The sequence below is a fragment of the Mycobacterium gordonae genome, from assembly GCF_001417955.2.
GTDB lineage: Bacteria > Actinomycetota > Actinomycetes > Mycobacteriales > Mycobacteriaceae > Mycobacterium > Mycobacterium gordonae_B.
This window is the reverse complement of sequence record NZ_LKTM01000354.1, coordinates 1-13,847: the sequence shown is the minus strand read 5'-3', so window position 1 is coordinate 13,847 and position 13,847 is coordinate 1. Positions and strand designations below refer to the sequence as shown.

The following is a 13,847-nucleotide window of genomic DNA, read 5'->3' as shown; positions in this document are numbered from 1 at the left end:
GCCTGCCGCGTCAACGGCTCCGACAACCAGACATCACGCCGTTCAGCATCATTGATGAACTACGTATTAGCATAGTACGTAATTACTACGGGTTAGTCAGGTGTTTTCGGCGAATCACTTCCATCGATTCCCGCCGACAGCGGTGTGCGTCACGGTGGTCCGGCGCATGGCTGAACATGGCACCCTCCCACCGGTCGCCACCCCGTCCGGTAGGTGAAATCAGCTGCAGAAGACCGGTTCTCACCCGGGATGCGGCTGCCGACATGTCGCCCGTCGGCGCATCGGCGCCCACGGGCCGGCCCCGGGCCGCCGTCAGCACCCCATCGTGCACATGGGGCACCCGTGTCCGGTACCGCCCCACACCGCCTGCGCGCCGGTGTCGCCGATCCGATAGACCTGAAACGCCGACGCCCCGGCAGCGGCGATCACCAACGCCGCAATCAGCCACTGCGCCAACGGCTTCACCGCGATGCCGCGCGCCTGGCAGAGGTGGAGCGCGGCCAGCACCACGGCCGCCATCAGCAGCGCCCAGGAGAAGTAGGTCATGGTGGCACCCAGGGCGGCGTGGCTACTCAACGACGGCGAGCCGCCCACTTGGTGCTGCAACCACCGACCCGAACTGATGGTCACCGGAGTCACGACGGCGGTCACCACCGACAACGCCAGGACCAGCCACACCAGCCGCCGGCGCGCCGCCGGCCACAGCACACAGATCACCGCCAGCAGCGCGGTCAGTGGGATCAAGACGACGATGAAGTGCGTCAGCAGCGGGTGGACCGGAAGCCCTCGAAAGGTCGACAAAGAATCCTCCTAGGTGTGTTGCCGTCGTTGTGATGGCCGCCGTGGCGGACCTGGGCCCGATCGGGAATCCCGGTCAAGCGCAGCGAATTCAGGCACGTGATGAGGGGCTGTTTGAGTTGTGTGGCGAGCGACAGGTGCTCACGGTGGGTGCGCGGGAACCGCGGGGCGGCACCTGCCTTCGCGCCTCATACTAATCTACTTAGTAGTTACGTGGGAATGGGCGGGTGTTGCCGGGTCGCAGCGCCGATACCTTCCCGCGGAGATCACGTACTGTCTGCGTACCTACACCGCAGTGGGTATCGCGTGTCGTCCGGTGATGGCACCGAGGCACTGCAGGCGCACGTCTGCCGCTCTGAATGACACTGTCGTGTCACCGAATACGGGTGCCGGGCGACAGCGTTGCCCGCCGGGCCGCGGCCTGTATGTGCACCGGGCGGGCTCAGTCGCCGGCGGCGCCGGGTTCGGCGGCGGCGGGTGTGTCGGGGCCGCCTTCCAGGATCCAGCACACCGTGGAGTGGTCGTGTTCGGTGGACGCACCGCGTGAGGCGTGCTCGAGAAGGCCCTGCAGATGGGCTTCCAGCGCGAGGAGTTCAGCGATCTGCGCGCGGACTTCGGCGAGGCGGGTATCGAGCACGGTGCGGACGTGCCCGCACGGCAACTCGCCGCGATCGTGGATCGCCAGGATTTGACGCACCTTCTGCAAGGTGAGCCCGGCCGCTTGGCCCCGATGGATGAACCGCAGCCGATCGACGATCTCGGGCCCGTAGTCGCGATACCCCGACGCGGTGCGCGGGGGCGGGGTGAGCAGCCCCGAGTCCTCGTAGAAGCGGATGGTCTTGGCGGCGGTGTTGGCCAGTTTCGCCAGTTCGCCGATCCGCACAGGGCACTCCTCCTTGACCTTCCAGCGTACCGGAAGGTTGACACTGGGTCCGGGTGCGCTGGCCGGCCAGCGGGTGACTGGTGGGTCGTGCACGCGGCGCCGTCAGCGCGGCGGTGGCGACGGCCGGGGCAGGGGCAATGTGGGTCGAGGAGTGTCGGAGATGGTGTGGATGGCGAAGGCGGCCCCGACCGTGGTGACCGGGCCCGCGGCGGCAGCGGCGGGGCGCGGCAGTGGCTGCGGGCAGCGGCCGGGCGCCGCGTGCAGCGCGGGCGCCCGCACGCAGGCGGGCAGCGATCGACGCACCTGGTTCAGACGGCTGTGTCTGGCCCTGCCGTTGGGGCTGCTGTCGTTGGGTGTGCCGATGTTTTTCGGGGAGTATCGGTGGGCGGGGTGGGTGGCGTGCGCGGCGGCGGCGCCGGTGCAGTTCGTCGCCGGATGGCCGTTTCTGCGGGGGGCGGTGGCGCAGGCCCGGGCGTGCAGCGCGACCATGGACACGCTGGTCACGCTGGGTACCGGGACCGCGTTCACGTATTCCACCGTGGAGCTGTTCGCCGGCGGGCCGCTGTTCTTCGACACCTCCGCGTTGATCATCGCGTTCGTGGTGCTGGGCCGCTACATCGAGGTCCGCGCGGCGGGTAAGGCCTCCGCAGCGATCGCCGCGCTGGTGGAGATGGGCGCCAAGGACGCCTGCCTGCTGGTCGGCGAGCAGGAGCGGCTGGTGCCGGTGGAGCAGGTCCGGGTCGGCGACCTGGTGCGGGTGCGACCGGGGGAAAAGATTCCCCTCGACGGTGAGGTCAGCGACGGGCGGGCCGGCGTCGATGAGTCGATGCTGACCGGCGAGTCCGTCCCGGTCGACAAGACGGTCGGTGACCGTGTCGCCGGGGCGACGGTCAACCTCGACGGCGTCCTGACGGTGCGCGTCACCGCCGTCGGGGGCGACACCGCGCTGGCGCAGATCATTGGGCTGGTCGAGCAGGCTCAGGGCGGCAGAGCCCCGGTACAGCGGCTGGCCGACCGGGTCTCAGCGGTCTTCGTGCCGGCCGTCGTCGGTGTCGCCGCCGCGACGTTCGCGGGATGGGCGCTGCTGGCCGGCGACCCGGTCGCCGGCATGACCGCGGCGGTCGCGGTGCTGATCATTGCCTGCCCGTGCGCGCTGGGCCTGGCCACCCCCACGGCGATCACGGTCGGCACCGGACGCGGCGCGCAGCTGGGCGTCCTGGTCAAAGGCGGTGAGGTGATGGAGGCGGCGAAGACGATCGACACCGTGGTGTTCGACAAGACCGGCACCCTCACCCGCGCCCAGATGCGGCTCACCGACGTGATCGCCGGACCAGGACGGCACCCTGATCTGGTGCTGCGGCTCGCTGCCGCGGTCGAATCGGGATCAGAACACCCCATCGGTGCGGCGATCGTCGCCGGTGCGCGCGATCGGGGCCTGGTCCTGCCGGCCGCGTCAGCGTTCACCAACCGGGCCGGGCAGGGGGTGCGGGCCGTGATCGACGGGCGACCCGTCATGGTGGGGCGGCGCGCACTGTTCGACGCGCACGCGGTGGCGCTGCCCGAACACCTCGCCGTGGGGGCCGCCGAGCTCGAAACACAAGGCTGCACCGCGGTGTTCGTCAGCCGAGATGACCACGTGGTGGGGGTGCTCGCGGTGGCCGACACCGTCAAAGACGACGCCGCCGAGGTCGTCGGTGCACTGCGCGCCCTGGGTCTGCAGATCGCCATGATCACCGGCGACAACGCCGCAACCGCGGCCGCGATCGCCACAGAGGTCGGCATCGATCGGGTGCTGGCCGAGGTGATGCCGCAGGACAAGGTCACCGAAATCCGGCGGCTGCAGGACGAAGGCCGGGCAGTGGCGATGGTCGGCGACGGCGTCAACGACGCCCCCGCCCTGGCGCAGGCCGATCTGGGCATCGCCCTGGGCAGCGGCACCGACGTGGCGATCGAGGCCGCCGACATCACGCTGCTCTCCGGCGACCTCGACGGGGTCGTGCTGGCGATCGGTCTCTCGAGGCAGACCCTGGCCACGATCCACCAGAATCTCGGCTGGGCCTTCGGCTACAACGCCGCCGCGATCCCCCTGGCCGCGCTGGGCGTGCTGAACCCGATCGTCGCCGGCGCCGCGATGGGCTTGTCCTCGGTCAGCGTGATCACCAACTCGCTGCGGCTGCGCCGCTTCGGCCGCGACACCACACCGCCCCCGCGCAGCGCCCCGATCCCGCTCTCGCCGCAACCGACACCGTGCCCCTCGTGAGGACGCACGGGGCCCGGGCCGGGTCGGCACCCCACCGGCGACACTCCGACCACATCCGCCCCGCCTACGTATGTACTTACTATCTACGTACGGAGACGCTATATTGGGGAAAGTCAAATGTCTGCCCCTGCCGGGCGCACGACGGCGCAGACCAGGAGGGTCCACCGTGGGAATTCGAGGATTCGGAGAGCTTGAGGCCGTCGTCATGGACCGTGTCTGGAGCCGCGACCCGGCTCCCCCGACCACGGTGCGCGAGGTGTTCGACGGTCTGGCGGCCGAGCGCACCATCGCCTACACGACCGTCATGTCCACGATGGACAACCTGCACAGCAAGGGCTGGCTGCGCCGAGAACGCGACGGCAAGGCCTATCGGTACTGGCCGACGTTGTCCCGCGAGCAGCACAGTGCCCGGCTGATGCGCGAGGCATTCGACGGCGGCGGCTATCCCGATCTGGTGCTGCACCATTTCATCGAACAGATCGGTCCCGAGGAATCCGCGCGGCTGCGTGCGGTGCTGCGGCGGCGCTCGATGAGAGCCGACCAGTGGTGAGTGTCGCGGTCTGTCTGCTGCTGTACAGCGTGACGATGCTGATCGCCGGGCCGCCGCTGCTGCGGGAGTTGACCCGGCAGGGACATGCCCCCCAGTTCGGGGTTGCCGCCTGGGTGACGGCGATCGCCACCGTGGTGCTGACCTGGCTCGCCGCCGCGGGGATGATCCTTGCCGCGGTCGCCGGTCACTGGCTGTACCCGCGCGCACTCGTGGAGTCGTGTCTGGACCGGTTGCGTGGCCTGCTCACCGACGGCGTCAGCCTCGCCGTCATCGCCGCGGTGGTGGCGCTGGTGGCCTCGGTGGCCGGGGTGCGCCTGGTCAGGACCGTCTCACGGATGCGCGCCCGGGCGCACGCGCACGCCGAGGCCGTGCGCCTGGTGGGCCACTGCAACGGCGACGAATACGTGGTGGTCGACGCCGCCGAACCCGCCGCCTACTGCGTCTCGGGGCGGCCGTCGGCGATCGTGGTGACGACGGGCGCCCTCGCCGCACTCGACGAGCAGGAGTTGGCTGCAGTCCTCGCCCATGAACGGGCTCACCTGAACGGGCGCCACGCGCTGGTGGTCACCACGCTGCGGGGTCTGGCCGCGGTGTTTCCCAGGCTGACGCTGATGCGCGAGGGCGCCAGGCAGGTGTCGCGGTTGCTCGAGATGTGCGCCGACGATGTCTCGGCCCGCCGCCACGGCCCCGAGGTCTTGTTGTCCGGGCTCATCACGATGCGTCGCGCCACCCCGGCCCGCGCACTGGCGGCGGCCGATGTGGCCGTGCTGGACCGGGCTGACCGGCTCGCGGTGCCGCCGGGAGATCCGGTGATCTCCCGGGCCCGCGCCGCCCTGGTGAGTGTCATCGCGCTCATGGTCGCCGCGCCCGCCGTGACCGCGACACTGGCCGCCTCGGGCTTCCTGATGTGCGTCCTCTGACGATTGCCCACCCGGTCGACACGTGCGGGCCCTGATCGCCGCGCACAAACGGCCCTTCGATCAGCCAAGGGAGCCACCCCGATGATGATGCGCGACAACGGCACCTGGTGGTGGAGTGGCTCAATCCTGGTGACAGTGGCGCTGGTCGTGTTCTGGGTCCTGCTGCTCACCACCGTCGTGCTCGCGGTGCGCTACCTGCAGTGCTCGGCGGCCACCGGCACAATCGCGGCCGGCGGCCCACGCCACGCTGAAACCCTTCTCGCAGAACGTTTCGCCCGCGGTGAGATCGACGACGGCGAATATCAACGCAAACTGGCCCTGCTCCACCAACACCGCTAAACCCGACCGGCCGCCCTGGCCACACAACGAGCCTCGGCGTGGACAGCACTCCATCTACGGTGTGGCAGCTACACCGGGACCGCACAGGATCTCACCGGCCGAGGCCGGGTAGGAGTTATCTGTATCGGTTGATGGCTTCGCGCGGGTGGCGGACGAGCGATATCATCGGTGGATGACGATGTCATCGGCAAAGCGTGATCGTGTGGTGCTGGCTCCGGCGGTGGCCCTGTTCGGGTCGCTCGCAGATCCGACCCGATTAGCGATCGTGCAGGAGCTGGCGTCTGGCCCGGCCCGGGTCGTGGACCTGACCGTGCGACTTGGTTTGGCGCAGTCGACGGTCTCCCAGCATCTGGGGTGTTTGCGGGATTGTGGGCTTGTGTCGGCCCGTCCGGTCGGGCGGTCATCGATGTACGCCTTGGCTCAGCCTGCGTTGAGCGACCTGCTGTCGGCGGCGGAGACAGTGCTGGCCGCCACCGGTAACGCTGTCGCGTTGTGTCCCACTTACGGTGCAACAGTGGAGGACTCGTAATGGAGCCGTCGTCGTCGATGTCGTTGAATATCAGCTCCGGGTCCGGCTGCGCGGACGGCTGCTGCGCTGGCAGCAGTGGCGCCGCCGGCGGTGCGCGGCCCGGACTGGCACCGAGCTGCCAGGTGGGCCCGGTTGTTGGCGTGGGTGTCGCTGGTGTGGATGGGCGCCGAAGGCGCGATCGGGCTCTGGCAAGGCTTCACGGTCGGGTCGATCGCCCTCATTGGTTGGGCGCTGGGCAGCGCGGTCGAAGGTGTGGCCAGCGTCGTCGTCGTGTGGCGCTTCACCGGCAAGCGGACCCTGTCCCATACGGCGGAACGACACGCTCAACAGGCGGTGGCGGTCAGTTTTTGGCTGCTCGCTCCTTATATCGCCCTGGAGTCGGTGCGTGACCTGCTGGCCGGGCACCACGCCGACATCACGGTCCTCGGTATGGTTCTGGCCGCATCGAGCCTGCTGGTGATGCCGGTGCTGGGATATGCCAAGCAGCGCCTGGGCGCCCTGCTGGACTCGGGTGCGACCGCCGGGGAGGGTATCCAGAACTACCTGTGCGCCGCCCAGGCCGGCGCCGTGCTCGTCAGCCTGGCCGTGACCGCCAGCTGGGCTGGTGGCTGGTGGCTCGACCCGGTCATCGCCCTGGCGATCGCCGCCTGGTCAGTATGGGAAGGAATACAGGCCTGGCGTGGCGAGGACTGCTGCTAACTCGACCTCGGTGCGATATCCGGCCGGAAATCTTCCGGCGCGGCTCGGACGGGATTTCTCATCACACAGCTGCGCGTGTTGCGCGGGGATGCGCCAGACGGTATGACTCGGTACCGGTCTCAATGATGTTGCCCGCGAACGCCAAACGGTCCACGATCGCCGCGCACGGCCAGCCAGTCGTGCGGGTCTCGAATTGATGAGAGGAGGACGGCGCTTTCACTAGGCCGGACGGCGGTTGACCACGGTGGTCTTGCCGAGGCCGCAGAGTTCGTCAACGGTGTGTGCTACGCGTGACGGGCAAGGCCGGCCGGGGTGGGTCGCTGCGCTTAGTGCCCGGATTGAGCGAGCTAGAGGCTGGCAGGGGTTGCAGCAGGGCACCGAGGTAAGCGCCGATGAGTCCGCCTGCGCCCGGTGCATAGTCCGACTGAACAGCGGGGAGCGATATCGCTGCCGGGCGGTGGTTAAGGCCAACACGAGGTAGGCCGCGGCGCCGGCGACGGAGGTGGTCCCGCCGGCGTGGGGATCATGTCCAAATGCACATGTATACGACGTGGGGATTCGATTAGCCCACTACCTGCACAGGTAACTGACGTGTTGAACAGGCATCTATCGAGCGATGTAGACATCTAGTGCAGACAACCGTGGCGGCGTGACCCGGACCGACGGACCCGACGGATACGGTCGCCCGCTCACGCCGGCCACCGAGCTGTCACACGTGACGGGGTCCTGGCGGCAACCCGCGCCCGACGGTCGCCCACGTTCAGGCTGGTTGGTCAGCGATCGTCACCGGGCACGCACGCGCGGGTCTAGTGTTCGGGTGCTGCAGCGGCCCGGTGTCAGCCGGCCGTGGAGGGCGAGTCGTGACGCAGCAATGCCCGGCGACGGTGGTATTCATCATCGTCGATGTCCCCGCGCGCATAGCGTTCGGCGAGCATCTGCTCGGCGTTGTTCCCCCCGCCGGCGCGCAACAGGGCAGTCGGACGCGGCGACGCCGACATCAGATACCGCGCGAGCAGTATCAACGCGGCAATCACCAACGCCCAGAACACAACTCCTACGCCGGTCATGAGAAACCCGCCGCCCCACGACCCGCTCCCGCCGTCCATCATCATATTCATCGTCGAGATCGCCTTTCCAGATTCACTAGTGTTCAACGACTTCGGCGGCCCACACCCACGGTCATTGCCACGGACGGGCACGACCGCGGACGTCGCCGTGGTGCCTGCGGCAATCGCATCAGCGATTACCTGAAAAGCCGGACCCGGCATGGCCGCGAGATCGCGCGTCGCACGATCGACGATGACCCGCGGCCATTGTTACCTCGACACCACGTTGTGCGCCAGGCGATCCACCAAAATCTACTATCTACGTACCGCGATAGTACATGCTCGTGGGGTCGGCGGGAAAGGGCGAACATTGTGGCCGGGTACGCAGATCGGTTGCCCGACCGTTGGCCGCCAGCCACCCTCGACGGTTGCAAACTCCACCTGGGGGGACGCGGACATCGGGCACCGACACGAAGGAAACGCGCAGGTTCGTCAAAGCCGTTGTGCGGTCTGATGATGTCGCGGCGGCGCCGGTACCACCACGCCCGGTCGTGGTGGCGGCGGGCGCGGTGCTCACTTACGTCGAGCGCGCCTGGCCAGCCGCTGCAGAGCAGTACGTAAAGACGCGGACTCTTCGACGCTGATCTGTTCCAGGAAGTGGGTCAGCACCAGTTCCGAGCTTCCCCCACCATCGAGCGCCTCACGCATGAGCTGGGCGCTGTGTTGCTCCCGGGTAAGCGTGGGCCAGTACCGGTAGGCCTTGCCGTCGCGTTCACGCGCCAACCACCCCTTGCCGTGCAGGTTGTCCATGGTCGACATCACCGTGGTGTAGGCGATTTCACGTTGGGTGGCGAGTTCGTCGAAGATTTCGCGGACGGTCGTCGTGTCGCCACGGTCCCAGACGTGGTCCATGACCACCGCTTCCAGTTCCCCGAATCCGCGTACCCGCACTGCCACGCTCCCGATCCCTCGACATCGCCGCGCCCAGCCTTCCGCTGAGGCCACCCACGACCATGTACTTCCTACGTACACAGATAATAGTAAGCGCTACCGCACCCGATCCGCCGTCAACCGGTCGATCCCCCAACCGGTCCGCGAGAAGGATGCGGGGTGTCCCGGCCCGAGGCGGTCGGCCGAGCCCGCGCCCCGACCCGCCGGCCCATCGGCGTCGAGTCGCCTCGACCGCACCACTGTCCGGACGCACAGTCCCGCGACCACATTCATTGCCGAAACCCCGGGAACAATCTACTATCTAGGTACGTAGATAGTAGATATTCGGTACGGCCCCCCGAGGCCATCCCGACGGAAGAACCATGGACAGGCCCCGCGTGCGCAACCCCGACCGTGATCGTGGCACCCGCCAGCTGGAATTGAGCAGACGGTGGCGGCAGCCCTCGGCGCCCGGGCGAGTCGGTCCGACGGTGCGAACGCGCCGCCCGCGCCGCCCGCGGCGCTGGTGGCGGATATGGGCCGCCGCCGCACCGCAGGTGTACGGTCCCGCGGGCCGTTCATTCGCCCACCCCGCGCCGGGTCCGGACAGCCGTGCAGTCGCCCGGTACTCGAGTTGGCCACCGGCGCAATTACTTCGGTGGCTTCACCACCGGCTGTTCACGCCGCTGGATTGCGGACTGGGAGGAAGAAGGGTCAGCTCATGACGACAACTTTTCGGCGCCGCGCCTCACTCGCGGTCGCCGGCCTGGCAACGGCCGCCGCCCTTACCGGTGTGTTCAGTCCGCGGGCGGTCGCGATCGGCAACGGCCCGCTGCCCGAGCTGCCCATCCCCCCGCCGATCCGCTACGGCGCGATCGCCGTGGCCCCCGACAGCGCAGCGGCCAAAACGCGGAATCACAGAACCCGGGCAAGCGCGGAGAGTGCCGCATTGAAGAAGTGCGGCGTCACCGGCTGCACAGTGCTCAGCAGCTTCACCCAGTGCGGCGCGGTCGCTCACGACGGCATCACACTTCAAGGAGGGACCGGGCCCACGCGGGCCGCGGCAGAAGACGACGCCCTGACCCGCCTCGGTGGCGGCCGGATCATCACCTGGGCCTGCAACTAAGCCAGCGGCAATTCCCATCCGCCGCGACCACACCTTGCCCCCGTGGCGATCTCGGCGCAGGCAACCCCGGGCGGACCCGGGTCAATGCCCGGGCGAAGCCGAACCTAGCCACCACCTCGGTACACAGAACGTAAATCACGTTCAACGACACTGCGGACCGTGGCAACGGCGGGGGGGCCCGCGGACCGGGTCGACACGACGCCACAAGGACGCCGACGCTTCACATGAGGCGTCCGCAGAGGGCTCATGAAGGGCGGCAGGACGATTCGCCGGCGGCGGTGGGCAGCAGGCGCCGACGCCCGGCGACACCCGAGTCGCGTGACGTGCCCGCCCGCCAAAGGACCCTGCCTACTTGAAATCTCTCACATCTACTGGTCTACTAAGTAGAACAGTATGTCCGACTCGGATCGCTTCTTGTGAGAGGAACCCATGACCGACACCACGCCCGCCACCGCGTCTCGCCCGGCCCCGACTCGGTGGCTCTACGCCACCCTCGCTCTCACCGGCATCGCGGTCGGAATCTTCGTCATCGCCGCCGGCGTGTATCTCCTGTTCTTCCAATCAGGTTCCGGCAATCCCGCCCAACCCGATTGTTGCAAGGCCATGGAAGCCGACATGAAGAAGATGATGGCCGACCCGAATATGCCGATGAACAAGCCGGCAGCACCATCGATGTCGCCGTCGATGTCACCCATGCCCAGCACATCGTCGATGCCGAGCATGCCGATGCCCTCCCACACCCCCTAGGGGTGCCACGTGCGATGCAGGCGCCGCGAACAGTCCCCGCGGCACCCAGAATGACGACGACGAGGCAGTGCGTCGCCGCCGGCCGTCAACACCAGCAAACCGCAGTACACCGGGCACCACGCGGCGCCGCCAATCCCCCGCCCGCCAGCCAGTTACGACGTGGGTTCCCGCACGATCCCACCTCATCGCACTGCGCACGACCGCAGACATGTCGCGAAGATCCAAGAAATGAGAAGCCATGAACCAGTCGTCGGCAACCCGCAACGCGGCGCTCGATCACGTCAACAGCGTGCGCGGGCAACTCGATGAAGTTGCCCGGATGCTCGAATCCGACCCCCATTGCGACGTGATGACACAGATCCAGACGGTGCAATCCTCCCTTGACTGCGCAAGCCGCGCGACATTGCACAACTACTTGCAGACCCGGTTCGCAGAAGCGGTGTCAGGCGGCCAGACGCAGGCCGCCATCGACGACCTGATCGACGTCATCCAGTTCACCGCGCCCCGGCCACACGTCCAACTCAACGGACCGGCGATCAGGCACAACACGGCAAACAGCACCCTGCACGTCCTCGCGACGACGACGCTGTCGCTACCCGGAATCTCCTCTCACGCATGCAAAGCCGCGATCGAAGGCATCGTCACCCCCATCAAGGGCGTCGGCGGCGCCGAGGTCAACGTGCCGACCAAGACCATCACCATCCGTCACGACGGCCGAGCACCCGCCCGCCGGCTCGTCGAGGCCATCGAGGACCAGGGCTACCACGTCGCCTACGCGTGGATGCCGATGGCCGAAACCGCCACCGCCAACCACAACTCAGCGCACTGGAACCCACCAGCCACACACGACGGAAGCCCGGGGTCCGCAGCCACGACCAGCGCGACCCACACCGCGCCCGGGACTCAACAGGCCGTCCAAGCAAAGATCTGGTTCGTCGACGGCGACGGCATCTGACGGCACGGCCGGTAATGGCGCACCCTCCTGCCCACCTGCCCCGACCACCTCAGGACCGCTGACTCCTCTCCCCACCCTGCCGGGTAGGTCTCCCCCTACTTATTGGTCGTCGATGATCCCGATGCAGTCGGTAGTGGGCGTGGACGCAATGCCACCAAACCAGCACACACCGAACATAACCACGCCTCTACAGCGCGGAAACCGAACCTGGGGAACGTGCCATGCATACCGGCAAACGGGGACGCCCCCGAGCGGTGCCGTCACGCCGACCCGGCATATCAGCCAGGCAAGAAATCCTCGACGCCGCCATCGAATCGTTCACCACCATCGGTTACGCCGCCACTACCGGGCGTCGCATCGCCGAAGCCGTCGGAATCAGGCAGGCGTCGCTCTATCACCACTTCGCGAACAAGGACGACATCCTTGACGCGCTGCTCACCGGCTCCCTGGAAGACTCGCTGCGGCTGGCCACCGAACTACAGGCCGAAGCCGGCCCGACCGCACCGCGCCTGCATACCCTGATGGTCGCAGACACATCCCAGTTATGCCGGGGCCCCTGGAATCTAGGGTCCCTCTACCTCGCACCGGAACTACGTACCCGACAGTTCGACGCGTTCCGGCGACGCCGCGCCGATCTGCGCACCCGCTACCGCGACCTGTCTCGCGCCGTAATCGCCGAGTGCGGGGGCCCCCCAGAATCCGACGACCTGCCCTTCCGCCTCGTCGAGTCGGTAATCAATCGACGCTCCGACGACGGTTCCTGCCCACCCGATCACCACTGGACGATCGCTGAGGGTGCGCTTCGGACCCTGGGCTGCCACACCGGGTTCATCCGCATGCGCACGCTGACTGCCGAAAGGTTGCAGCGGCAGCCACAATTGACAATCGTCCGCTAAACCCCATACAGAACTGTCGTGCACGCGGTGTCAACTGCGGGCGACTGTGATCGGCGAGCCCCTTGCCTCGAGGTTGCTGCGCGACGCAACGATTCTGCGTTCCTGTCTGTCGGTTGAGCAGACTGTGATGGCCGGTGGCATCGAAGGTTTCGGCCAGAGGGCCGCCAGCGTTATGGTCCAATTTAGCTATGCCGATGACGCCACTGCCCTTGGTTCTGTCCGACGGCGGCAGGGCCGCTGCTGGTCTCGTTCCGGCTGTCACTAACAAGGATTGCGTTACACGCGCGATCGCCATCGGCGATCGGCGACCGTACACCGAGGTCCACCAGATGGTGACCCAGGCCGGACGGGACATGCAACTGCCTGACGCCGCCGAAAACGGAGTGAACTTGAACGTAGCGGCGAAGCTGCTGCATGACCTCGGCTGGCGGCCAGTTCCGGAGGTGCGTAACGCATCCCTCACGCAAGAAGACTTAGAGACGGCACTTCGCAAGCATCCGGTACTTATCGTGGAGACCCTCGCGGGGCACCTCACAGCGGTGGTCAATGGTGCGGTGCACGACCTGCAGGGCATGTCGACCGCCACCGACCCGGCTCACGCACGCACTGATCAGCTCGCCGCCGTGTATGCACCGCCTGATGATGGCCGCGCCCGCGTGCCTCACGTCGATGAGTAGCCCTGTCCGACAACAAAATCGATACTGACGGGCGTCGCTGAGGACCTTTGCGCCTGCGCGGTCGGCCGGCATCGCGCGGGTGCATGCGTGCGAAGACGAGCTGGCACCGGCTGATGTTCTCATCCGTTACCCCAGGGGTGACCAGTGCGGCACCATCGGGGGGCGCTCCAAGAACCGAGAATCGGGAACAAGACCGGCCACGCCGCGGCCTGCGCTACCGCTCAACGGGAAGCCGCCCAACATACTGCCGGGCCCGTCCGTGTCAACGGCCGCAACAGTACCGAAGTTGGTGCCCACCAACGCTGCTGCCGCCCTCGCTGGGACAGCTGCAGTCCAGCCCTGCGGGACCGACAACGACCCAGCCAGGCCCGACTGCCCCATACCTGCCGACACCGCCGCACTGCTACCAGTGAAATGTCGCCTGCCAGGGTGATGGGACCACTGGTTTGCCATGAGCATGGGACCAGTTCGTCTTCCGGTCACGGGCCGTGT

15 protein-coding genes and 2 pseudogenes are annotated in these 13,847 nt (G+C 67.7%); 11 read left to right on the top strand and 6 right to left on the bottom strand.

The window, feature by feature from the left end:
• Positions 1-312 precede the first annotated feature (312 nt).
• On the bottom strand, positions 313-801 hold the full coding sequence (locus AO501_RS27635) for a DUF2231 domain-containing protein (protein WP_055580761.1): 489 nt from the start codon (positions 799-801) through the stop codon (positions 313-315).
• A gap of 439 nt (positions 802-1,240) precedes the next feature.
• Positions 1,241-1,681, bottom strand: a complete 441-nt coding sequence (locus AO501_RS27630) for a heavy metal-responsive transcriptional regulator (protein ID WP_055580760.1) — start codon at positions 1,679-1,681, stop codon at positions 1,241-1,243.
• 223 nt (positions 1,682-1,904) lie between these two features.
• On the opposite strand from AO501_RS27630, the pseudogene AO501_RS27625 reads away from it, so the two are divergent.
• The 6 genes and pseudogenes from AO501_RS27625 to AO501_RS27600 form a co-directional block, all read left to right on the top strand.
• A pseudogene (locus AO501_RS27625) lies at positions 1,905-3,941 on the top strand (copper-translocating P-type ATPase); the annotation flags it as partial.
• A 166-nt stretch (positions 3,942-4,107) separates the two neighbouring features.
• Complete coding sequence (locus AO501_RS27620) at positions 4,108-4,491, top strand: BlaI/MecI/CopY family transcriptional regulator (RefSeq protein WP_156452817.1); 384 nt, start codon at positions 4,108-4,110, stop codon at positions 4,489-4,491.
• Positions 4,488-5,411, top strand: coding sequence for a M56 family metallopeptidase (locus AO501_RS27615; protein WP_055580782.1), 924 nt, complete (start codon positions 4,488-4,490; stop codon positions 5,409-5,411). Before AO501_RS27620 ends, AO501_RS27615 begins: the two co-directional genes overlap by 4 nt.
• Positions 5,412-5,492: 81 nt before the next feature.
• Positions 5,493-5,750 (top strand): SHOCT domain-containing protein, encoded by a 258-nt coding sequence (locus AO501_RS27610; protein WP_156452816.1) that lies wholly within the window; start codon positions 5,493-5,495, stop codon positions 5,748-5,750.
• A 172-nt stretch (positions 5,751-5,922) separates the two neighbouring features.
• Positions 5,923-6,279 (top strand): ArsR/SmtB family transcription factor, encoded by a 357-nt coding sequence (locus tag AO501_RS27605; RefSeq protein WP_055580780.1) that lies wholly within the window; start codon positions 5,923-5,925, stop codon positions 6,277-6,279.
• A gap of 66 nt (positions 6,280-6,345) precedes the next feature.
• Positions 6,346-6,978 carry a cation transporter gene (locus AO501_RS27600; protein ID WP_055580758.1) on the top strand — a complete coding sequence of 211 codons (633 nt, stop codon included), beginning with the start codon at positions 6,346-6,348 and terminating at the stop codon, positions 6,976-6,978.
• A 61-nt stretch (positions 6,979-7,039) separates the two neighbouring features.
• On the opposite strand, the pseudogene AO501_RS39700 reads toward AO501_RS27600, so the two are convergent.
• The 3 genes and pseudogenes from AO501_RS39700 to AO501_RS27590 form a co-directional block, all read right to left on the bottom strand.
• Positions 7,040-7,144, bottom strand: a pseudogene (locus tag AO501_RS39700) (AAA family ATPase); the annotation flags it as partial.
• Positions 7,145-7,814: 670 nt separating this feature from the next.
• A complete protein-coding gene (locus tag AO501_RS27595) occupies positions 7,815-8,096 on the bottom strand; it encodes an SHOCT domain-containing protein (RefSeq protein WP_231752623.1) in 282 nt (93 codons plus the stop codon).
• Positions 8,097-8,597: 501 nt separating this feature from the next.
• Positions 8,598-8,975, bottom strand: coding sequence for a BlaI/MecI/CopY family transcriptional regulator (locus AO501_RS27590; protein WP_055580757.1), 378 nt, complete (start codon positions 8,973-8,975; stop codon positions 8,598-8,600).
• 700 nt (positions 8,976-9,675) lie between these two features.
• Between AO501_RS27590 and AO501_RS27585 the strand changes: the two genes are divergently transcribed.
• From AO501_RS27585 to AO501_RS27565, 5 genes are all read left to right on the top strand, one after another.
• Positions 9,676-10,080 carry a DUF4189 domain-containing protein gene (locus AO501_RS27585; RefSeq protein WP_055580756.1) on the top strand — a complete coding sequence of 135 codons (405 nt, stop codon included), beginning with the start codon at positions 9,676-9,678 and terminating at the stop codon, positions 10,078-10,080.
• Between the two features lie 429 nt (positions 10,081-10,509).
• On the top strand, positions 10,510-10,827 hold the full coding sequence (locus AO501_RS37460; RefSeq protein ID WP_156452814.1) for a hypothetical protein: 318 nt from the start codon (positions 10,510-10,512) through the stop codon (positions 10,825-10,827).
• Between the two features lie 238 nt (positions 10,828-11,065).
• Positions 11,066-11,782, top strand: a complete 717-nt coding sequence (locus AO501_RS34595) for a metal-sensing transcriptional repressor (protein WP_063892932.1) — start codon at positions 11,066-11,068, stop codon at positions 11,780-11,782.
• Between the two features lie 221 nt (positions 11,783-12,003).
• Positions 12,004-12,678 carry a TetR/AcrR family transcriptional regulator gene (locus tag AO501_RS27570; RefSeq protein WP_055580755.1) on the top strand — a complete coding sequence of 225 codons (675 nt, stop codon included), beginning with the start codon at positions 12,004-12,006 and terminating at the stop codon, positions 12,676-12,678.
• Positions 12,679-12,872: 194 nt separating this feature from the next.
• Positions 12,873-13,355, top strand: a complete 483-nt coding sequence (locus tag AO501_RS27565; RefSeq protein WP_156452813.1) for a hypothetical protein — start codon at positions 12,873-12,875, stop codon at positions 13,353-13,355.
• Between the two features lie 126 nt (positions 13,356-13,481).
• Here the strand turns inward: AO501_RS27565 and AO501_RS40845 are convergent, their stop codons facing one another.
• Entirely contained in the window at positions 13,482-13,736 is a 255-nt protein-coding gene (locus AO501_RS40845) for a PPE family protein, SVP subgroup (protein ID WP_419775687.1), read from the bottom strand.
• Between the last annotated feature and the right edge of the window lie 111 nt (positions 13,737-13,847).